This is a genomic window from Alicyclobacillus acidocaldarius subsp. acidocaldarius Tc-4-1 (genome assembly GCF_000219875.1).
Classification (GTDB): domain Bacteria; phylum Bacillota; class Bacilli; order Alicyclobacillales; family Alicyclobacillaceae; genus Alicyclobacillus; species Alicyclobacillus acidocaldarius_A.
Map to the genome: position 1 here is coordinate 1,614,199 of NC_017167.1, position 18,944 is coordinate 1,633,142.

An 18,944-nucleotide genomic window follows, 5' to 3' on the forward strand; every position below is an offset into this window, starting at 1 on the left:
CTCACTCCCCACTCTCAGCGGGCTTCTCTGCTTGGCGCCAAGGCACCTGATCTTTCGCATGATACGAACTGCGAACCATGGGCCCGGACTCCACATGCTTGAAGCCGCGCTTCAATCCTTCTCCGCGCAAGCGCAGGAATTCGGTGGGTGTATAATAGCGCACCACCGGCAGGTGTTTGGCCGTCGGCTGGAGATACTGGCCGATGGTCAGGATGTCGACGTCGACCGAACGCAAATCGTCCATCGTCTCGTAAATCTCCTCAAACGTCTCGCCAAGCCCCACCATGATGCTCGACTTCGTGGGAATATCCGGCGCTATCTCCTTCGAACGCCGGAGCAACTCGAGCGTCCGATCGTACTTCGCTCGTGAGCGCACCGAGTCCGACAACCGGCGCACGGTCTCGATGTTGTGATTCAGCACATCGGGATGTGCGTCGAGCACGGTCGTGAGAGCGTCCCAGTTGCCGTCGAAGTCGGGGATGAGAACCTCCACGCTGCAGGTCGGGACTTTCCGCCGCACCGCCCGAATCGTCTCCGCAAAGACAGAAGCTCCCCCATCGGCGAGATCGTCGCGGGCCACACTGGTGATGACCACGTGTTCCAGCCCCATTGCGACCACCGCATCCGCTACGCGCTCCGGTTCGCGCAAGTCGAGCTCATTGGGACGGCCGGTGTGCACCGCGCAGAACCGGCAGGCGCGCGTGCAGATGTCGCCGAGGATCATGAACGTGGCCGTGCGCATTTCCCAGCATTCGAACAGGTTCGGGCAATGCGCCTCTTCGCACACGGTGTGGAGCGACTGCGTGCGCATGATGGCTTTGAGCTGCTTATAATTGTCACCCGTTTTCGCGCGAATCTTGAGCCATTCCGGGCGAGCCGTCGTGGTGCCCGTGTCGATCACGCGAACGCTGGCCTCTGGCTTCCCCATCGATCATCATCCCTGTTCACAAGGTCACTTGCCGACATCTATTGTAACGCTCAACCGCTGCCGGAACCACCGTGCTCGTTCCGCTCGTACCGACCGCTCGCTCCGCCGTCCTTGAACACCAGGCGCACGTCCGAGATGGTCATGCCGCGATCCGCCTTCTTGCACATGTCGTACACCGTGAGCGCGGCGACAGATGCGGCCGTGAGCGCCTCCATCTCCACGCCGGTCTGGTGAGCAGTGCGAACCTCTGCGCGCACCCGAAATACCGCCTCCTCCGCTTGAAGCGCATGTTCCTCAATGCGGACGGATACATGATGCAGCGGCACCGGATGGCAGAGCGGAATGAGATCACTCGTGCGCTTTGCCGCCATGATGCCGGCGACCTCGGCTACCTTCATCACGTCGCCTTTGGCAACCGCGTGATGTACAATAGCATCGCGCGTCGCCCGTGACATGCGGATGTGCGCTTCAGCCACGGCCACGCGGGTCGTGATGGGTTTTCACTGACGTCCACCATATGCGGCCGGCCGTCTGACGAAAAGTGGTGAAACACGTCCTGAGCATTCACGTCCATCGCTCCTTATTCGATTCGAACTGACTGGGGTGAATCCTACATGCGCGTCGACATTCGCCTATTCGCCAATGTAAAGGAGTTGGCCGGACAAGACAAACTTGAGCTGGACGTGCCAGACGATGCGACAGTCTCCGATGTTCTGCGCGCCTTGAGGCAAGCCTATCCAGCGCTTCACGATGCGCTCGACCACGTGATGGTCGCTGTCAATTTGGAATTGGCCGATCCGTCGCGTCACGTCCGCCCGACCGACGAGATTGCGCTCATCCCGCCTGTCGGCGGTGGAGAAAGCGAGCATGCGTACGCGCGCCTCACGCGAGAACCCCTCGATGTGAAGAAAGCGGAGGCGCTGTTGTCCGATGCCCGGCACGGAGGTTGCGTGCTGTTCCTCGGGACCGTACGCGGGTGGACAGGCCCTCGGCAAACGGAGCGCATCGAGTACGAGGCGTACGAGGCGATGGTCCAGGTCCAGTTGGAGCAGTTAGTGAGCGAAATCGAGCGGGATTTTGCGGGCGTCAAGGCGCTCGTGTGGCATCGAATCGGCACGCTGTACCCAGAGGATGTCGCGGTCATCTGCGGTGCGGCGCACCCGCATCGCAAGTCGGCCTTTGAGGCCTGTCAGGCGCTCATCGACCGACTCAAAGCTCGGGTGGCCATCTGGAAGAAGGAGTTTTTCGCGGACGGATCGGCCGAATGGCGGCCGAATCCGTAGCGCATGAGCTTTACATAATAGCTGCGCTCCCGTCATAGAGATGAGCCAGAGGCTCAATGGACGAGGAGCGTGCTACGTGTGAACCGCAGCAAACTTTCCCGCCTCATCGCCGAACGGATTTCCGCTATTTCCGCGCTCTTCCTCCTTGCGGCTGGCTTTGTGATCTCGCTGGCATCCGCGGTTGGACAACCCTTCACCGACCGCTTGGCGGAATCGGAAGTCCAAGCACTTGCTTCCATCGAAGTGAACGCCCTCTTCGGAAACGACGGGCCTCCGGCCAACGAACATGGCAAGGCCACCCCGTTTCGCGCCGTGGCCGAGCGCCTGCAGTCGCTGTTCGTCAATCCAGTCGCTATCCTTCGTCACATGCTCCCCCAGGTCGCACCGAGCGACCCAGGCGGGGGACTGCAGACGTCGCTGCTCAACTCCATTGCGGCCATGGCCCAAAGCCGCCACACGCTCGTCATCGGCTGGCTGCCTTCGACGAATCCGACGACCTGCGTCCGGTGGATCCAGGACAATCCCGGCGTCAACGTCGTCAGCCCAACCTGGTTTCACCTCGCCGACGCATCGGGAAACCTGTCCGGAAGCGCGCTGCCGACGGTTGTGCAATACGCGCAAGAGCGCCACATTCAAGTATGGGCGCTTGTGGACAATCAGTTTTCAGCAACCCTCACGCACGAAGTTTTGGCCAATCCTCGCGCGGTGACCAACCTGATTGACGAAATCGCCTACCAGGCGAGTGCGTACCACTTGAATGGCGTCAACCTCGACTTTGAGAACGTGGCCGCAGCTGACCGCAATCGCTTCACAGACTTTGTAGGCAAGCTCCACGCGCGACTGCACTCGCTTGGCATCGATCTGTCGCTCGATCTCACGCCGGACATTGTACAACTCGACGACTCCGAAGCCTTCTTTCACGCCGCGCTCGCGGACGAAGTGGATCAGGTGGTGCTCATGGCGTATGACGAGCACTGGGCCACCGACCCGGATCCAGGGCCTGTGGCCGACCTCCCGTGGGTCGAGCGCAGTGTCAACGATCTCTTGGACACCGGGGTGCCTGCCAACAAGCTGGTGCTTGGCATTCCGCTTTACACGCGGTTCTGGTACGTGAACACGGACGGGAGCGTTCAGAGCAATGCGGTCAGCGCCGGAGCGGTGCAATCCATTCTGAATGAATACCGGCTGCCGCTTGGGACGTGGAACGATTCCCTCGGTCTGATGTTTACCCAATATCCTACGAAGACGGGTTACGCAGAGGTCTGGTATCCCACGTCTCAGACGTACGACGACTGGCTTCAACTCGTAAGCGACGACGGTCTGGCGGGCGTTGCCGTGTGGTCGCTGGCGTGGTCCGACGCAACCTCCTGGGCGTCCACCGTGCACGCACTCCACCTGAACGCTTCACCTTGAAACGGGGATGATGACGTGGATCGGACATTGGTCTGGGTCGCTGTCGCGACTGGATTCGGTTACGCACTGGCGTGTATGCAGGAACCGGCCGACGCCCTAGAAGCGGCGCGCTCGTCCCTCGGGATGCTTGCGCAGTCGCTGCCGTGGATCATCGTCTCCATGTTTCTCGCCGGGCTCGTCAGCCAGTGGCTCGAACCCGAACTGGTGGCACGATGGCTGGGGCGTGAAGCGGGAATCGTGGGGATTGTGTTCGGTGCCGCGCTGGGGATGCTCGGAACCGGATCCCGCTTTGCGGTGTATCCTCTTGCCGTGAGCCTGCTCGCTGCCGACGCCTCGCCAGGCGCAGTCGTAGCGTTTACCACATCGTGGCAACTGACCTCCCTCGCGCGCCTCCCCGCCGAGTTCCCCTTCTTTGGTATACCGTTTACGCTGGCCCGGTTTGTCATCTCACTCCTCATCTCGGTGGCGGGCGGCGTGCTCTTCGAATGGCTATGGAAGGCCTGGAGTCATTTCCAATGACCGCGTCACTGAACAGGGGAATCCACGCCACCTTCGACGTAGTGACCCTGTTGCCACACGACCTTTTCGATCGTGGCTTGGCCAACATCGGTTTTCGCGAGCAGGTAGAATCCATCGGGAAGCCTATACGACCCAACGTTCCACGCCGCAAACCACGTCTGGTTTTTCCGGATGGGCACGGACGCGATGCGCTGGAGATGCGCGTTCGACTTGAGCGTGTAGTCGCCGTGATACGCCGTGACGATGGCGGCGGGAGCGTAGTACAGATCCACCCGGTGACCGTTCCAGCCGTGATCGTCCGACCAGATGTTCAGGGTGGACCCGTGGCTCAAGACTTCGAAGTGTGGGTTTCGCATTTGATAATGCGCCAGCTCGACGGTCGTAGGCGCGTCGGCGATAGAAGGCGGAAGCGACTGACCCACGAGCGCCGAAGGATGCACCTCAAATTCGCGCCCACACCCGGCGACGGCGCCTGTCAGCGAAAGGACTGCGAGAAGTGAGACCGCGGACAACGCGCGACGAGATGGCATGCGAGACTCCCTCCGAGGACTGCAGGCTGATGAGGATAGTTTAGGCCCACTGCGCCTCGGGTATGCGCTCGCCCGCCCGAGCTTATTGCGATAAAGTGGAGCCATGGATCTGAAAATCGTTCGCAACCATAGGGGTCAAATCGCCGCATATGAACTCCAAGTCGACCAGGAAGCTTTCCTCATCCGCGTTCGAGCGGGACGGCCGAGGCAGAAGCGGATTGTGCTCCGCGCCGATGAACGCGGATTTTCCGTCAGCGCTCCACGTTGGGCTCCATGGAATCTCGTGGAGAAGGTCATCCGGCAGAACGTATCTTGGCTGCGAGAGACTCAGGCCAAGACCTTCACCGCGATGCCACAGCTCAAGGTGGGCGACGAGATCCGAATCCTCGGGCAGCCCTACGTGATCCGCACGTGGGCAAAGACGGGCTGCGACATCGATCACGCCACCCACATCGTGTGGGTGGCTGAGTACGCGGACGACGTACACGCGCAAGTGTATGCGATGCTCCGCGAACTGGCCCTAAAGCATCTGCCGAGGCGAGCGATGATGTGGGCGGAGAACATGGCGCTTCGACCTTCGCGCATTGGGGTCAAGGCGCAGCGGAGCCGTTGGGGGAGTTGCACGAGCAAGGGGCACATCTACTTGAACTGGCGACTCATCCAGGCGCCTGAAGCCGTAGTAGACTACGTGGTTATCCACGAACTTGCACACCTGGCCCACATGAACCATGGCCCGGAGTTTTGGAAACTCGTAGAGCGCTTTATGCCAAACTGGCAGGCGCAGCGAACGTGGCTGCGCCTGCACGGTTCCGAATTGTTCCGATTGGATCCGGAGGCGAAACCGTAGCCCCACGCTTCACGCCTGCCCGAGATACTTGGTTGCGAGTGCGACAAGCGCGCGGCATCCGACGACAAGGGCGTTTTCGTCGATATCAAAGCGTGGATGATGGTGCGGATACGCGTCTCGGTCGGAGCGGCGAATGCCCGTGAAGAAAAACGTACCGGGTACCACCGTTTGATACGCCGAGAAATCTTCGCCGCCCATCGTCGGCTCGGCGTCCGTGACGAGATCGCCGAACTCCTCCTCGAGGGTGGCTCGTACAAAGGCCGTGAGTTCTGGATCGTTTACCACCGGTCGGTAGCCCCGCTCGTAACGAAACTCGTACGACGCGCCCTGCGCTTCCGCGATGCCCTTGATCAAGGCCTCCATCGCTTGTGCGGCCCAGGTGCGGCGTTCTTCGCGGAACGTCCGCACCGTACCGCAGAGCTCTACTTCGTTCGGAATGACGTTGTCCGCGGTCCCGCCGACGAACTTGGTCACGCTCAGCACAAACGGCTCAAACGGGTCCACCCGCCGGCTGGCGAGCTGCTGGAGACTCACGACGATTTGGGCACCGATGGCGATAGGGTCCACCGTGAGATGAGGCTGCGCCGCGTGTCCACCTTGCCCGATAATGCGGATGTGAAACGTATCCGGCGCAGCCATGAGCTCACCTGCGCGCACGCCAATGCGGCAGCTCTCCATACCTTGCCAAAGATGCTGACCGATCACGGCGTCGACGCCGTTCAACACACCGGCATCCACTAACTCCTGAGCGCCACCCGGCGTCAATTCCTCCGCGTGTTGAAAAATGAACCGGATCTCGCCGCGCAGTTGGTCGCGGTGTGCGGCGAGCACCTTGCATGCGCCGAGCAACATGGCAGTGTGTCCGTCGTGACCGCACGCGTGCATCACACCCGGATTCTTCGATGCAAAGGGAAGCCCGGTGTCTTCCTCGATGGGAAGCGCGTCGATGTCCGCGCGTAGCGCGAGGACACGGCCTGGGCGGCCGGTGACCAATCGAGCCACGACACTTGTCTCGGTGGGTCGGCTGATCTCGAACGCCCCCATCTTCGTCAGCTCTTGCTCGATGAACGCCGCTGTCTCCCGCTCTTGAAAACTGAGTTCCGGATGTTCGTGCAAATGTCGGCGCCACGCGACGAGATCGCCGCGAATGGCCTCCACTTCGCGGGCGAGATCCACCATCTCCGGTCCTCTCCTCTCTTAGCCGTGGAGGGTCATCATCCACGTGGTCAAGCCTTCCACGTCGACTTGTTCACCAATGTAAAACGGTCCGAATTCAGCGAAACGAGCGCTCGACTCGTCGAACCGCATCTCGTAGATCAGCTTCTTGAAATGGATCGGATCGTCCGCGTAGAGTGTCACACCCCATTCCCAGTCATCCAGGCCAACGGAACCAGAGATGATCTGTTTGACCTTTCCGGCAAACTGACGGCCAATTTGCCCATGTGCCATCAGATGCTTCCTGCGTTCGCCTTCATCGAGCATGTACCAATTGTCGGGATGCGTGCGGCGCTTGTTCATCGGGTAAAAGCACACGTACCGCATTTCGGGCACGGGAGGTTTCAATCTCAACTGGAGCGCTTCGTCTTGCTCGACGTCGACGCCCGGCTTGGCGAGGTATCCGCCGAGCTCGACCACCGACACATAGGAATACGCTCGGTCCGTGAAATTTGCCAAGCGCGTCGCCTCAAACCTCGCTTTGACATCGTTTAACTCGCCGATGGTGGGCCGCATGTACAAAACAGCAGATCCGCTTTTGTGCCCGCAATGACGAACTGCCCAAAGCTGCCCCAAACGCGCGCGCTGTGCCTCGAGCTCACCTTGGACAAACGCGCCGAAGTCGCGCAACACGGCGGCGGCCGTGTGCGGATCCGTCTTCTTCCACGCCTCGCGCCGGATGACGCGGAAGTCGTGGAGCACGTACCATCCCTCCAGCGTGTGCGGTGCCGGCATCGTGTCACCCTCCCTCTGCCGTAACATTACCACAACGGCCATGAGCGGCCAAAAATCTCGACCGCGGCGGACATGCAGGTCTCGCGTCGCGCATACGATGTTCTAAAGACCTGCTGAGCCAAGGGGTGAGCCGATGCGCAAGTGGAAAGGATGGATGGCATCCACGTCTTGGATGCTCGGCGGTTACGGCATCTGGTCCTGTTTGGCGCTCGCGCGGGCCGGTGCCGCCGCGGACATTCCCCAGCTCGAAGCTGCCGGTGCAGCGGAATTGACCGCGGCTTTGGCCTGGATCCTGGCAGGATGCATCGCCGTCTGGAGATTGTCGGGCGCCGCAGTTCTGCAGTTCGCCAATGCGCTTTGGACGGCATCGCTCGCTTGGTATTATCAGGACGACATGGCCTGGCTCTGGAGCGGAGCCTGCGCCCTTCTCGGTGTATTGGCCGTGACAGGCGCAAAGAGAGGCAACAGGCGTTCGCGGCCTGCCGACTTGGTCTAACCGACGCGGTGTTCCATCCGAAGCCGATCCGCAATCATCGCAATGAATTCCGAATTCGTGGGTTTGGTCTTGGCGGCCGAAACCGTGTACCCAAACACGCGGCGAATGGCCTCCATATTGCCGCGGCCCCACGCGACCTCGATGGAGTGGCGAATCGCGCGCTCGACGCGCGAAGGCGTCGTCTTGAATCGCTGCGCAATCTTGGGATACAACACCTTCGTGATGGAACCGAGGATCTCGACGTCCTCATACACGAGGCCTATCGCCTCGCGCAGGTAGTGGTACCCCTTGATATGCGCCGGTACGCCGATCTCGTGGATGATTTGTGTGATCTGCGCGTCAATGGAGCGACGCGAGGAAGGTGACGGCGCGGACATGGACGTCGCAACGACCTGAGATGTCGCGGCCACCGGCGCGGGCGCCTCGAACATCACCTGGCGAATGCGCTCGGCCAGCACCGGCATGTCGAACGGCTTCAGGATAAAGTACGACACCCCGAGCTCCGCGGCGCGCCGGGTGACGCTCTCCTGACCAAATGCGGTGAGCATAATGACCTTCGGCGGATGATCCGTGACTTCCGAAAGGCGCTCCAGAGCCCCAAGCCCGTCCAACACGGGCATGATGATGTCGAGAATTAAGACATCCGGCCCCGTTTCGCGCACCAGATGGAGCACCTCCGTGCCGTTGTGCGCGATCCCGCAGACCTCCATATCCGGCTGTCCGGAAATGAATTCGCTCAACAACTCTGCGAATTCATGGTGATCATCGGCTAACAAGATCTTCATGCGTGTTGACACGGCCATACCCCCTCTGCAATCCTCCGGACATACCAATTNGACGTGAAGCCCGAGACTCCTGTCAAAACTATGTAAAAAATTTCGCCTTTATGTCACCTTTTTCGACAAAAAGCGACAAGGGCCACGCCCTCGGTGGCCCTTGTTGGTCACGCCGCTTGCGCTCGCTCGGCAGCAGTCGGCGCAAAGGTGAGTTCGTGCTGATGGGGATGAAGCATCCAGTACGCGTACACGCCATAACCGCGGACGGGATCGGACACGAACACGTGCGTGACGGCGCCCACCAGCCTCCCGTCCTGTACGATGGGGCTCCCGCTCATGCCCTGGACAATGCCGCCGGCGGCTTGAAGAAGCCTTGGATCGACGACGCGGATGATCATGCTCTTGGTCGACGGACTCATTTGTCGAGCCGTATGCTCGATGACCACCTGAAACGCCTCGATCTTCTCGCCGTGGAGCACCGTGTAAAGAACGGCCGGCCCTGGGTGCACTTGTCCCGGCAGTGCCACAGGAATGGGCCCAGGCAGTGGAGACGTGCGCGTCGCGAAGGCGGCGTCCATGCGCCCGAACACGCCGTACGGCGTGTTTTCGTCGATCTCGCCGACCTCCCGGTTCACCCCGCGGAACACGCCCTTTTTCTCGCCGGGTTGCCCGGCTTTGCCGGCCTGAATGCCCAAGATGGCGGCTGGATACACCGAGCCGTGCCCTTGAATCGGCTGACCCGTGTCCGCGTCGGTGACAAGGTGCCCCAACGCTGCAAACCGGCCGGTGGCCGGATCGTAAAAGGTCAGGGTCCCCACGCCGACGGCCTTGTCGCGCACATACACTCCGAGTTCTGGCACACCGTGCACGTCCCGGATCTCAATTTCACGCAGCTTGTCGCCCCTCGCTACAAGTAGGCGAAATGGCGCGCGCTTGTCCCGAAGTGCCGCCTGCAGGTCCTTTGCCGTGTGCACGGGCACCCCGTCGACCGAAAGAATGACATCGCCCACCTCGATGTGATGCGCCTCGGCGAGGCTAATCCCTTGCGTCGCCCGCCGGTACCCAATCACCATGGGCCCCTCGGAAAGCAAGCGGATGCCCACCGCCTGTCCTCCCACGATGACCCGTTCGGCAGGCTCGACATGAACCCGTGTGCGCCATGGAATGAAGCCGAAGATGCGATCCGTCACGTCGAAATCTCCCGCATCCGCGGTCACTGTGACGGCTCCCGGTGGATCGACCGGCCGGACCCACGCGTGCATGGAGAAGGGATGAAACGACCGGAGGGCTATCTCGTCGTCCGTGGACATTTCGACTGATGTGGGCAGTTCCACCAGCTGGCGAACCGGCGGAATCCAGAGAAGCGCTGTGGCAGCCACGAGGACGGCGACTTTGAGCGCGCGCAGCCAACCCGCCATGGTGCATCCCCCTTCCCGTGAGTAACACCTCGTCTTGCGTGCATCTAAGGTGCCCCCGGCGGGTGGTCGTATGACCGCAAAAAGCTCCCCGAACCGCCGTCACGTGGACTGGCTTCGGAAGCTTTCCAAAAGCGCGCGCGCGTGCATCCGGGCGGTCGCATCCGACAAATCCGAACCGAGAAGCCTGGCGATCTCCTCGATGCGACCACCGTCGTCCAATCGCGTCACACGGGAGATGGCGCGCTCGGCGTCCGATGCTTTGGCGACAAGATAGTGCACGTATCCCGCGGCGGCTACCTGCGGAGAATGGGTGACACACAGCACCTGTTTCTCCCGCCCGAGTTCGCGCAGCATCTCCGCCACGCGCAGCGCCGCTTCTCCGCTCACGCCCTGATCGATCTCGTCGAAGATCAACGTGTCCGTGCGTTCGAGGTTGGCGATTACGACCTTGACTGCGAGTAGCATGCGCGAAAGCTCGCCACCAGATGCAACTTTCTGTAACGTCATCAGAGGTTGTCCCGGATTTGCGCGAAACAGAAAACGAATCTCGTCCCAGCCATGTTCGGTCGGCGCGTCAACGCGCGGACGCACTTCGATCTCGCATTCCGCATGCGCCATGGAAAGCCGAGCGAGCGAACTGGAAATCGCGGCTCCGAGCGACCTCGCCGCGCGAACCCTCGCCTTGTGAAGGCGCTCCGCGATGTCGCGGTACGCGGCTTCACGACGCTCCACCTCGGCCTCAAGTTCCGCGATGCGCTCTTCGTGTTTCGACCAAGCGTCGAGTTGGGCTCGCGCGCGTTCCAAGTGGGCGAGCATCTCCTCAGTGGTCGCGCCGTATTTGCGCGACAGCCTACGGATGAGCGCCAGACGCTCCTCAATTTCGTCGAGGCGGGCGGGATCGTGCGCCGCGCGAGACAAGAACCGGTGAAGGGTAAACGACGCCTCCTCCGCGTGAACGCGAGCCGTCTCGAGCAACTTCGCGATCTCCTCCGCCCGATCGCTCGACGAGGCCAGCGCCGCGGCCATGCGTTCCGCTTCTTGAAGCCTCGCAATGGCCCCGGTCTTCCCGTCGTCGAGCAACGCGGCCATCTGCGTCAACAACTCAGCGATCTGATGCGCGCGCTTCAGGCGGTCCCGCTCGGCGCGCAATGCGTCCTCTTCACCGGGGCGAAGCCGGGCTTCCTCGAGTTCACGAACCTGGAGCGCATACAGATCCATCTGCTGCGCGCGCTCCCGCTCCGACACCTGAGCCTGGCGCCACTGACGCAACGCGTCCTGCCACGCGCGATAGGCTTCGGCGCAAGAGGCTGCGAGCTCTTCGTGCTGACCATAGAGATCGAGCAGGCGGCGCTGATACGACGGCGTCATGAGGGCGATGGATTCGTGCTGATCTTGGAGTTCAACTAACGTATCCCCTAGCTCGCGGAGCATCTGCACCGTGACGGATCGGCCGTTGACACGGTTTTGTGCCCGACCGCTCGAATGAAATGTCCGGGAGACCACGATCTCGCCGCTGTGATCGATACCCCACGACGAAAGGAGCCGCTCCGCCGCCTCGTTCGCCTGGATGTCGAATACCGCTTCAACCACAGCCGGCGAGCCGTCCGGCGGAATGGGGCTCGGAACCCGCCCGCCCAAGATGGCGCGGGTGGCGTCCAGGACGAGCGACTTACCCGCCCCTGTCTCACCCGTTAGAACGTGCAGGCCGCGATCGAGTTGAAGCCGCAATTCGTCAATCAGCACGAAGTGGCGCACGTACAACTCCTGCAGCATGTCCTCGCGCCCCCTCAGGTCGAGGATGGATCTCCGTGAAGCTTGCTTCGCAGTACGCCAAAAAACTCGCGGTCCGGCAATCTCACGAGCGTCGCTTGGAATGGAGCCTTCCGAACCAGTACCTCGTCTCCAGCAAGAAGCCGCATGCCCTCCTGTCCGTCGACTGCAAGCTCCACATCGCCGTGCCGCGCGTGCACGGAGAGCCGCACCCATGAGGACGCGTCGATCACGCACGGCCTCGAAAACAGCGTGTGCGGACATACGGGTGTCAGAACCATCACCTGCAGATGCGGACTTACGATGGGACCGCCGCAGGACAGCGAGTACGCAGTGGATCCGGTGGGCGTCGCGACGATCATGCCGTCGCCCGTGTACGTGTCGACGTACACGTCGTCCACGTGCACGTCGAGCGTCACCATGCGCGCAAATGAGCCCTTGCCCACCCCGACGTCGTTGAGCGCCGTGAAGCGCGCAATTTCCTGGAGATCCCGATATACGAACGCCTCGAGCATCAGGCGAGTCTCGAGGTTGTATTCGCCCGCCACGATCCGCTCGAGCGCGATCTCCAGTTGCGAAGGTTCCGACTCCGTCAAAAACCCGAGGTGGCCGATGTTTACACCAAACATCGGGACATGAAAAGGCGACAACTGGCGGGCCACGCCGAGCAACGTGCCGTCTCCACCGAGCACGATGACGAGCTCACACGATTTCAGCTCTGGGTGCGTCTCGACAATCGCGGTGTCGTGATCGATGGGCACATCAACCACACGAATCCCCGTTCGTTCCAACTGTCGACAAATGTCGGTCCGAACCGAACACGCTGCCTCCTTGTGCACATTGTACAACAGGCCTATTTGGCGCAACGTCCTCCCCCATCCTCAGCCGTGCTTCCACGCGATGAGCGCCACGAGCGCGCCACCAAGCGCCCAAAGGACGCGATGAACCGCTTCTTTGCGCCGGACGTGGCGCGGGCGATTCCACTCGTACACCGCGGTCTGGACGGACTCCTGCATCACATCGATGACGATCACGCCGCTCGCTCCATGCAGCAAGGCGACCAACGCATACCGCTCATGCAACTCCTGTTCGGAGACCGGCTCCGTGCGAACAAAAACAGCATACTCCCGCCCTTCTTTGCGCGCAATGAAGTCCGGGCGAAGAGATCCGGACCATTGGCCGGACGTCATTCGGGTCACGTGGGTGACACCTTCGCTCCCCTTGAGAAGCTCGTAGCCATTCGCCTCAAGCCATCGCCGCCCCATGGTCTTGAGACCTTCCACGGGAGTCTCTTCGTCCCGACGCCAAAGCGACGCCGCGAGCGATCTCAGCCAAAGCGCCATCGCCGCCAGGGCGCATACCAGCGCAAGTGAGGAAATCATGCCGTGCCCCCGTTCGAGTCGGTGCCGCTCTTCAGGCGGGCCCATGCGGCCTCGACAACCCGATGGCTCTCCGTCATCCACCGCCTGGTCTCGTCCGGATCCGGGTGCATGCGGAACCAGCCGAGAAACTCGAGGTTGCCATCTCCGCCCGTGATGGGTGAATACGTGAGCCCTCGGCAACACCAACCCCTAGATTCGATACTCTTCAGGATGTCCAGGAGCACGGCCCGATGAACCTCCGGATCGCGCACGATGCCGCCTTTGCCGACCCGTTCCCGCCCGGCTTCGAACTGGGGCTTGATCAGCGAAACGATGTCGGCGTCAGGGAGGCATACCTCGGACAACTTGGGGAACAACAGGCGAATGGAAATGAAGGACACGTCCATCACGGCCAGATCCGGACGAGGGTCGAATTGTGCCGCGTCGACGTAGCGAAAGTTGGTGCGCTCCATCACGCGCACTCGTTCGTCCTGGCGCAGCCGCCACGCCAGCTGACCGTAGCCTACGTCGACCGCGTAGACCAACCGGGCACCCCGCTGCAACAGGCAGTCGGTGAACCCGCCCGTCGACGCACCGACGTCGATGGCGATGCGACCATTCACCTCGATGCCGAACGTATCGAGCGCGCGCTCCAGTTTCAACCCACCGCGCGACGCGTATTCTCGGTTGGGCCGCTCCACCTCGACGTGCGCGCTGTCCGCGACCTTGAAGCCCGGCTTGTCGGCGCGCACGCCGTCCACGCGCACGAGCCCAGCCATGATGGCTCGCCTCGCAGCTTCGCGGCTCGCATACAGCCCCCTCGCCACCAACAGGAGATCCAGCCTCGTCTTGTTCATCGATCCCGCCCCCGATCCCGGCGCCGAGGTCTCCGCCTACGCGACGGATCTCGCCGGCCGAAGAGCATGGCGAACGATTCCCACACGCGGGCGGCGAACAGGATGATGGGCGTCGGGGAGTGAATGGCGATGGTCTTTCCGATGGCCTTGCCTCCCACGGTGAGCGCGGTGATGACCGCGGTGATGCCAATGCGAAGCGCCTCCGTGGCCCATCCGTGCGCCTGAATTGCCTGGATGACCTGCACGCTCACCGCCAGCGCGCCGGCGCCACTCAGGACACCGGCGATGTCGCCGATGACGTCGCTGCACACGCTCGACACCTTCTCCGCGTTGCGCACGATGACAATGGCACGGCGAGCGCCAAACACCCGCTCCGCCGCCATGGCGTGAAACGGGGTCTCCCGCGCCGCCGCGGCCGCCATGCCGAGCATATCGAACAGCGCACCCACCAGGACGATCACGACGACGATGGACGCACCCACGTACCAGCGCGCCGCATTGAGAAAAATCGTCGAGGTATCGAAAACCGCACTGATGGGCAAGGTCAGTGCGGCAATGGTCAGCGCAAAGGCGTAATTTGCAGTTTTCGAAGTCGTCTTTCTCACGCGCGCTCCCTCGGCGCCGCCGCAGGACTGCGGCGGCGCCACTCCTGTATGTATCGATGCCCGGGTGGCAACTCCCTGAGTAAACGCTGTGGCTTAGGTCCAGTAGGTTTTCCCAGGCGCTCACCGAGACGTCGCCGTCCCGGCGGTTTCCCTTTCAGAGCGCCTTGGCCGCGTCGCCGACAGCCAGACTGGATTACCACTTAGTCCACACTATAATCCTCAGGGAGCCTCGCCTCGTGGCGAACAGTCTAGGCGTTTTCCGCGACAACCGCTCCCGCGCCCTAGCCTCTTTTGCAGTACGGATTTCACCCAGCACCGGTGGTCGCGCCGTGGCCGCGGCCGACCACCTGAATTCCTGGGATCCTTCAGTACCACTCAAGGCAGGCTACGCTGCACACAGATTGCCTCCGCATGCAGGTTCATCCCCCAAGCCATAGCAAAAACCAACGTTCTGGCTACGAACTTGGGCCTCCGCGAAGGCTGGGTCGCGTCCCGCATGCCATTGCGGGCTGCCCAACCTTCTTAACTCCCAGCATGAGCCCAGGGCTGGGCGCCCCAAGCCCACACCAGGAACTTCATCGATGTGCCCTTTGACGGATTTTTAGCCCCGTCTTCAGGCGCGGACGGTTGACTAGAATACTGCGCCACCCGAAGGGACGTTTCGTCGGACTCCATCCGTTGTCATTATACCACACACCCCGCGGCCTCCGCAGAGGGAGACGCTGGTGCCCCGTCCATCCCAATGCGAGCCGCCGTCAGCGATCCCGTTCGACGATGAGCGCCTGAAGCGCTCGTAGCGGTTCCGACCGCACCCCGACCTCCGCCAACGCTTGCTCGCCGCGGCGAATGACGTCCCGCGCCATCTGGCGCGTCTTCTCCACGCCGACGAAGCGCGGATAGGTCAGCTTGCCCTCTTCGGCGTCCTTTCCAGCCGTTTTGCCGAGTTGCGCAGTCGACGCCGTCTCGTCCAGCACGTCGTCGATCATCTGGAAGGCTAGGCCAAGGCACTCGCCGTAACACGAAAGCGACTGGCGCACCTGTTCGTCGAGATCCACGAAATACCCGCCGATCTCGACACACGCCTGAATCAGTCGAGCCGTCTTGTGGAGATGAATGAATTCAACATCCTGAAGTGTCCCTTGGCCACCCGTCCGTTCAATGTCGACGGCCTGTCCGCCGACCATGCCGTCGACGCCAGCCCGCGACGCCAGCGTGCGGATCATCGCCAACTGTCGCTCGGCAGGAACGCCCTCCAAGGGACGGGCCAACAAGTGAAACGCCTCGGTCAACAGCGCGTCCCCAGCCAAAAGGGCCATGGCTTCGCCAAACACCACGTGATTCGTCGGCTGCCCCCGCCGAAGATCGTCGTCGTCCATACACGGAAGATCATCATGAATCAGGGAATAACAGTGAATGAGCTCAACCGCGGCAGCCGCGGGGAGGACCCGATCCCGTGGCACGCCAAACGTCTCGGCCGTCGCCATGACGAGCGCAGGTCTCAGCCGCTTGCCTTCGGCCATCAGGCTGTAGTTCATCGCTTCCTTCAGACGAGCGTGAAGGCCCGTCGGTTGAAACAGGGGCGCGAGAAAAGCGTTGACCGCTTCCTTGCACGCCTCGAGGTACGTCTGCAACGCGTTCACCTCCGGATTCGCCAGCGCCGGTCACGGCGATGCCGATTCGTCCGCCAGTTCCTGACCGAGCTTTTCGAGCTGAAATTCCGCCTTGTCGAGCTGCTCCCGGCAAAACTTCACCAGCCGCATCGACTCCTCGTACGCCCGGATCGACGCGTCGAGAGGCAGATCCCCCGCCTCGAGCTGGCGCACGATTTCCTCCAGCCTCCGCATGGCTTGTTCAAAGGTCCAATCGGAGCTGTTCCACTCGGCCGCCCGCGCCTCCTCCACGGCCCTTCACCTCCGCTTCCACGGTGCCGTCGTGCATTCGAATTCCAATGCGCTTGCCTGGGCTGAGCGATTGGGCCGAGGTGAGAACAGATCGCCCATCCTCGTCAAGAATCACGCCGTATCCGCGCCGTAACACGGCCAACGGATTCAGTGCCTCGAGCTTGCCAATGACGCCCTCGAGTTTCCGGCTCTGCACGAGCAACTGGCGTTCGGTAAGCGAACGCACCTGGTGCTCGAGGCGCATGAGGTCTCGCCTGCGGCCCTGAATCGCCCCGCCCAGCGGCACGCGCTGAAGCCTTCGCTCCAGATCGGCCAGCGCTCGACGGCGCAACCCAATGGGTCGGCGCTGGGCCTCACGCACGCGCGTTTCCATGTAGTCGACGAGCTGGCGTCTCACCGCAATGATCCGCGTCGGGTCCCGAAGCGCGGGCCTCCCCGCCAGATCCAACAGACGCTCTCGCCCCCAACTGACCTTGACCAACGCCGCCTTCCGCGCCCTGGCCGACGCCTGCTCCAAGTACGCCCGAAGCTCAGCTTGATGCGGACACACGAGCTCTGCAGCCGCCGTAGGAGTCGCGGCTCGGACGTCCGCCGCGAAATCGCACAGGGTCACGTCGGTCTCGTGCCCGACAGCTGAGACCACGGGCACGGGCGATCGCGCCACAGCCCGCACCACCATCTCCTCGTTGAACGGCCAAAGCTCCTCCAATGAGCCGCCGCCACGCCCTACGATGATCACGTCCACCCTCGGCTCGAGGGCGTACAAAATCTCGAGCGCGCGTACAATCGTGGGCGCCGCGTCAGGGCCCTGCACCTGCGCCGGCGCGAGGATGACCCGAGCGAGCGGATACCGTCGTTCGATGGTCGTGCAAATGTCTCGAATCACCGCGCCTGTGGGACTGGTAACAACTCCCACGCGCAGTGGAAACCGAGGGAGAGGCCGCTTCCGCTCCGGAGCAAACAACCCCTCTTGGGCGAGCCGCTGTCGAAGCTGTTCGTAGCGGACGTACAGGGCGCCCAATCCATCGGGCTCAAGATCCTCTACATAGAGCTGATACTGGCCATCCCGCTCGAAGACGCCCACGGAGCCGAATGCGATCACCCGCATCCCATCTTCAGGCTGGAATTGGAGACGGCGGTTCCGGCTGCTGAACATGACCGCTCGGATCCGGCTCGTCTCGTCCTTAAGCGTAAAATACATGTGGCCACTTGGGTGGTGTTTGAAATTCGAGATCTCCCCGACCACGCGACACTGGATGAGTCTCGGATCCGACTCCAAACGCTCCTTGATGCGCCGATTGAGTTCGGTGACGGTGACCACCGCTTCCGCCTCGGCCGCCGGTCGCGTCAGCGCGTTCATCCTCGTTCTCCTCCTCGCCGCATGGCGCATAGATCGACAGCGTTCTGAGCCACCATCGCAACCGTCATGGGACCCACGCCGCCCGGAACCGGCGTGAACCACGAGGCGCGCTCCCAAACACCGGGATCGACATCCCCTCGTAGGCCGTCCGCGGTGTACGTGAGCCCCACGTCGATCACGACCGCGCCCGGTTGGACCTCCTCTGCCCGAACGAGCCCCGGTGCGCCCGCCGCGCTCACGACGATGTCCGCCTGCCGCGTCCACAGCGCCACGGACCGCGTCTGTCGATGACATTGTACCACGGTCGCGCCGTGCGCCATGAACCACTGGGCAATGGGCCATCCCACCAGCGGACTGCGGCCAATCACGCACGCTACCTTGCCGCGCACGCCAATCTTGTGCTGAAGCAGAAGTTCCCCGACGCCCCGCGCCGTGCAAGGCCAAACGCGAGGGTGGCCATATGCCATCCGACCCAGGTTCTCGGGATGAAGCCCGTCCACATCCTTCTCTGGGTGTACATGCCTCAGGATCTCCCTCTCGTCCCACCCTTCCGGAAGCGGAAGTTGGACCAAGATGGCGTCCACCTCGTCGTCCTCGTTCAAGCGCTCAATCGCCGAACGCAGGGCCTCGGGTCCCTCGGCCGTTTGGAACGTGCGGATTTCGGCGATAAGCCCCGCTCCACGTGCGAAGCGAGCCTTTCGCCGCACGTGCCCGAGCGATACCTCGTCCGCCTCGGAGACCAACATGACGAGCTTCGGCAAGACGCCGCGCGACGCGAACTCTTCAACGCGCCGCCGGAGCTCTTCCTGTACTCGCTCAGCCGCTCGTTTCCCGTCCAACCGCTGCGCCATCCTACCCCATGCCTCCATCCACAAGACAGAAAGCGACAGGCTGTCCGCTCCGCGGAGCCGAACAGCCTGTCCGCCATCC

General features: G+C 62.4%; 22 protein-coding genes. 5 read left to right on the plus strand and 17 right to left on the minus strand.

Going from position 1 to position 18,944, the window contains the following annotated elements; translation table 11 throughout:
* Position 1 precedes the first annotated feature (1 nt).
* The 3 genes from lipA to TC41_RS17140 are packed head-to-tail and all read right to left on the minus strand — an operon-like array spanning position 2 to position 1,496.
* Positions 2-928 (minus strand): lipoyl synthase, encoded by a 927-nt coding sequence (gene lipA, locus TC41_RS07665; RefSeq protein WP_014464451.1) that lies wholly within the window; start codon positions 926-928, stop codon positions 2-4.
* 50 nt (positions 929-978) lie between these two features.
* Positions 979-1,383 carry a cyclic pyranopterin monophosphate synthase MoaC gene (moaC, locus tag TC41_RS07670; protein ID WP_308727043.1) on the minus strand — a complete coding sequence of 135 codons (405 nt, stop codon included), beginning with the start codon at positions 1,381-1,383 and terminating at the stop codon, positions 979-981.
* On the minus strand, positions 1,326-1,496 hold the full coding sequence (locus TC41_RS17140; RefSeq protein ID WP_308727044.1) for a hypothetical protein: 171 nt from the start codon (positions 1,494-1,496) through the stop codon (positions 1,326-1,328). Before TC41_RS17140 ends, moaC begins: the two co-directional genes overlap by 58 nt.
* 46 nt (positions 1,497-1,542) lie before the next feature.
* Here TC41_RS17140 and moaD point away from each other — a divergent pair, with 46 nt between their 5' ends.
* The 3 genes from moaD to TC41_RS07685 all read left to right on the plus strand — a co-directional run bounded on the left by moaD (position 1,543) and on the right by TC41_RS07685 (position 4,143).
* Entirely contained in the window at positions 1,543-2,211 is a 669-nt protein-coding gene (gene moaD, locus TC41_RS07675; RefSeq protein ID WP_014464453.1) for a molybdopterin converting factor subunit 1, read from the plus strand.
* 78 nt (positions 2,212-2,289) lie between these two features.
* Positions 2,290-3,624: a glycosyl hydrolase family 18 protein gene (locus tag TC41_RS07680; protein ID WP_014464454.1), complete on the plus strand. Its 1,335-nt coding sequence runs from the start codon at positions 2,290-2,292 to the stop codon at positions 3,622-3,624.
* Between the two features lie 15 nt (positions 3,625-3,639).
* Positions 3,640-4,143: a permease gene (locus TC41_RS07685; protein WP_041695187.1), complete on the plus strand. Its 504-nt coding sequence runs from the start codon at positions 3,640-3,642 to the stop codon at positions 4,141-4,143.
* A gap of 5 nt (positions 4,144-4,148) precedes the next feature.
* Here the strand turns inward: TC41_RS07685 and TC41_RS07690 are convergent, their stop codons facing one another.
* Positions 4,149-4,673 carry a hypothetical protein gene (locus TC41_RS07690; RefSeq protein WP_014464456.1) on the minus strand — a complete coding sequence of 175 codons (525 nt, stop codon included), beginning with the start codon at positions 4,671-4,673 and terminating at the stop codon, positions 4,149-4,151.
* Positions 4,674-4,776: 103 nt separating this feature from the next.
* Here TC41_RS07690 and TC41_RS07695 point away from each other — a divergent pair, with 103 nt between their 5' ends.
* Positions 4,777-5,520 carry a M48 family metallopeptidase gene (locus TC41_RS07695; protein ID WP_014464457.1) on the plus strand — a complete coding sequence of 248 codons (744 nt, stop codon included), beginning with the start codon at positions 4,777-4,779 and terminating at the stop codon, positions 5,518-5,520.
* Between the two features lie 9 nt (positions 5,521-5,529).
* Here TC41_RS07695 and TC41_RS07700 read toward each other — a convergent pair whose 3' ends face one another.
* Both TC41_RS07700 and hemQ read right to left on the minus strand, forming a co-directional pair.
* Positions 5,530-6,699 carry a M20 family metallopeptidase gene (locus TC41_RS07700; protein WP_014464458.1) on the minus strand — a complete coding sequence of 390 codons (1,170 nt, stop codon included), beginning with the start codon at positions 6,697-6,699 and terminating at the stop codon, positions 5,530-5,532.
* Positions 6,700-6,717: 18 nt separating this feature from the next.
* Positions 6,718-7,470: a hydrogen peroxide-dependent heme synthase gene (gene hemQ / locus TC41_RS07705; protein WP_014464459.1), complete on the minus strand. Its 753-nt coding sequence runs from the start codon at positions 7,468-7,470 to the stop codon at positions 6,718-6,720.
* 133 nt (positions 7,471-7,603) lie between these two features.
* Here hemQ and TC41_RS07710 point away from each other — a divergent pair, with 133 nt between their 5' ends.
* Positions 7,604-7,966 (plus strand): hypothetical protein, encoded by a 363-nt coding sequence (locus TC41_RS07710; protein ID WP_014464460.1) that lies wholly within the window; start codon positions 7,604-7,606, stop codon positions 7,964-7,966.
* On the opposite strand, the gene spo0A is transcribed toward TC41_RS07710, so the two are convergent.
* The 11 genes from spo0A to TC41_RS07765 form a co-directional block, all read right to left on the minus strand.
* Positions 7,963-8,751, minus strand: a complete 789-nt coding sequence (gene spo0A, locus TC41_RS07715) for a sporulation transcription factor Spo0A (RefSeq protein WP_014464461.1) — start codon at positions 8,749-8,751, stop codon at positions 7,963-7,965. The two genes, TC41_RS07710 and spo0A, sit on opposite strands and share 4 nt — an antisense overlap.
* A gap of 158 nt (positions 8,752-8,909) precedes the next feature.
* A complete protein-coding gene (gene spoIVB / locus TC41_RS07720; RefSeq protein WP_014464462.1) occupies positions 8,910-10,160 on the minus strand; it encodes a SpoIVB peptidase in 1,251 nt (416 codons plus the stop codon).
* 99 nt (positions 10,161-10,259) lie between these two features.
* Complete coding sequence (recN, locus tag TC41_RS07725; RefSeq protein WP_014464463.1) at positions 10,260-11,933, minus strand: DNA repair protein RecN; 1,674 nt, start codon at positions 11,931-11,933, stop codon at positions 10,260-10,262.
* A gap of 14 nt (positions 11,934-11,947) precedes the next feature.
* Positions 11,948-12,796: an NAD(+)/NADH kinase gene (locus TC41_RS07730; protein ID WP_041695189.1), complete on the minus strand. Its 849-nt coding sequence runs from the start codon at positions 12,794-12,796 to the stop codon at positions 11,948-11,950.
* Positions 12,797-12,811: 15 nt separating this feature from the next.
* Complete coding sequence (locus TC41_RS07735; RefSeq protein ID WP_014464465.1) at positions 12,812-13,312, minus strand: hypothetical protein; 501 nt, start codon at positions 13,310-13,312, stop codon at positions 12,812-12,814.
* Complete coding sequence (locus TC41_RS07740) at positions 13,309-14,148, minus strand: TlyA family RNA methyltransferase (RefSeq protein WP_014464466.1); 840 nt, start codon at positions 14,146-14,148, stop codon at positions 13,309-13,311. Before TC41_RS07740 ends, TC41_RS07735 begins: the two co-directional genes overlap by 4 nt.
* Positions 14,145-14,753: a hypothetical protein gene (locus TC41_RS07745; protein ID WP_041695761.1), complete on the minus strand. Its 609-nt coding sequence runs from the start codon at positions 14,751-14,753 to the stop codon at positions 14,145-14,147. Before TC41_RS07745 ends, TC41_RS07740 begins: the two co-directional genes overlap by 4 nt.
* A 755-nt stretch (positions 14,754-15,508) precedes the next feature.
* The gene (locus TC41_RS07750; protein WP_014464468.1) at positions 15,509-16,393 is read right to left on the minus strand and encodes a polyprenyl synthetase family protein; all 885 of its coding nucleotides are present in this window, start codon (positions 16,391-16,393) and stop codon (positions 15,509-15,511) included.
* Positions 16,394-16,414: 21 nt separating this feature from the next.
* Positions 16,415-16,654, minus strand: coding sequence for an exodeoxyribonuclease VII small subunit (gene xseB, locus TC41_RS07755; protein WP_014464469.1), 240 nt, complete (start codon positions 16,652-16,654; stop codon positions 16,415-16,417).
* Positions 16,605-18,014: an exodeoxyribonuclease VII large subunit gene (gene xseA / locus TC41_RS07760; protein ID WP_014464470.1), complete on the minus strand. Its 1,410-nt coding sequence runs from the start codon at positions 18,012-18,014 to the stop codon at positions 16,605-16,607. Before xseA ends, xseB begins: the two co-directional genes overlap by 50 nt.
* Positions 18,011-18,865, minus strand: a complete 855-nt coding sequence (locus TC41_RS07765; protein ID WP_014464471.1) for a bifunctional 5,10-methylenetetrahydrofolate dehydrogenase/5,10-methenyltetrahydrofolate cyclohydrolase — start codon at positions 18,863-18,865, stop codon at positions 18,011-18,013. Before TC41_RS07765 ends, xseA begins: the two co-directional genes overlap by 4 nt.
* Between the last annotated feature and the right edge of the window lie 79 nt (positions 18,866-18,944).

Bases quoted from the DNA above. Each gene is read 5' to 3' on its own strand.
- lipA (WP_014464451.1), bottom strand. From the start codon at position 928: ATGGGGAAGCCAGAGGCCAGCGTTCGCGTGATCGACACGGGCACCACG.
- moaC (WP_308727043.1), bottom strand. From the start codon at position 1,383: ATGTCACGGGCGACGCGCGATGCTATTGTACATCACGCGGTTGCCAAA.
- moaD (WP_014464453.1), top strand. From the start codon at position 1,543: ATGCGCGTCGACATTCGCCTATTCGCCAATGTAAAGGAGTTGGCCGGA.
- TC41_RS07690 (WP_014464456.1), bottom strand. From the start codon at position 4,673: ATGCCATCTCGTCGCGCGTTGTCCGCGGTCTCACTTCTCGCAGTCCTT.
- TC41_RS07695 (WP_014464457.1), top strand. From the start codon at position 4,777: ATGGATCTGAAAATCGTTCGCAACCATAGGGGTCAAATCGCCGCATAT.
- TC41_RS07700 (WP_014464458.1), bottom strand. From the start codon at position 6,699: ATGGTGGATCTCGCCCGCGAAGTGGAGGCCATTCGCGGCGATCTCGTC.
- hemQ (WP_014464459.1), bottom strand. From the start codon at position 7,470: ATGCCGGCACCGCACACGCTGGAGGGATGGTACGTGCTCCACGACTTC.
- TC41_RS07710 (WP_014464460.1), top strand. From the start codon at position 7,604: ATGCGCAAGTGGAAAGGATGGATGGCATCCACGTCTTGGATGCTCGGC.
- spo0A (WP_014464461.1), bottom strand. From the start codon at position 8,751: ATGAAGATCTTGTTAGCCGATGATCACCATGAATTCGCAGAGTTGTTG.
- spoIVB (WP_014464462.1), bottom strand. From the start codon at position 10,160: ATGGCGGGTTGGCTGCGCGCGCTCAAAGTCGCCGTCCTCGTGGCTGCC.
- recN (WP_014464463.1), bottom strand. From the start codon at position 11,933: ATGCTGCAGGAGTTGTACGTGCGCCACTTCGTGCTGATTGACGAATTG.
- TC41_RS07735 (WP_014464465.1), bottom strand. From the start codon at position 13,312: ATGATTTCCTCACTTGCGCTGGTATGCGCCCTGGCGGCGATGGCGCTT.
- TC41_RS07740 (WP_014464466.1), bottom strand. From the start codon at position 14,148: ATGAACAAGACGAGGCTGGATCTCCTGTTGGTGGCGAGGGGGCTGTAT.
- xseA (WP_014464470.1), bottom strand. From the start codon at position 18,014: ATGAACGCGCTGACGCGACCGGCGGCCGAGGCGGAAGCGGTGGTCACC.
- TC41_RS07765 (WP_014464471.1), bottom strand. From the start codon at position 18,865: ATGGCGCAGCGGTTGGACGGGAAACGAGCGGCTGAGCGAGTACAGGAA.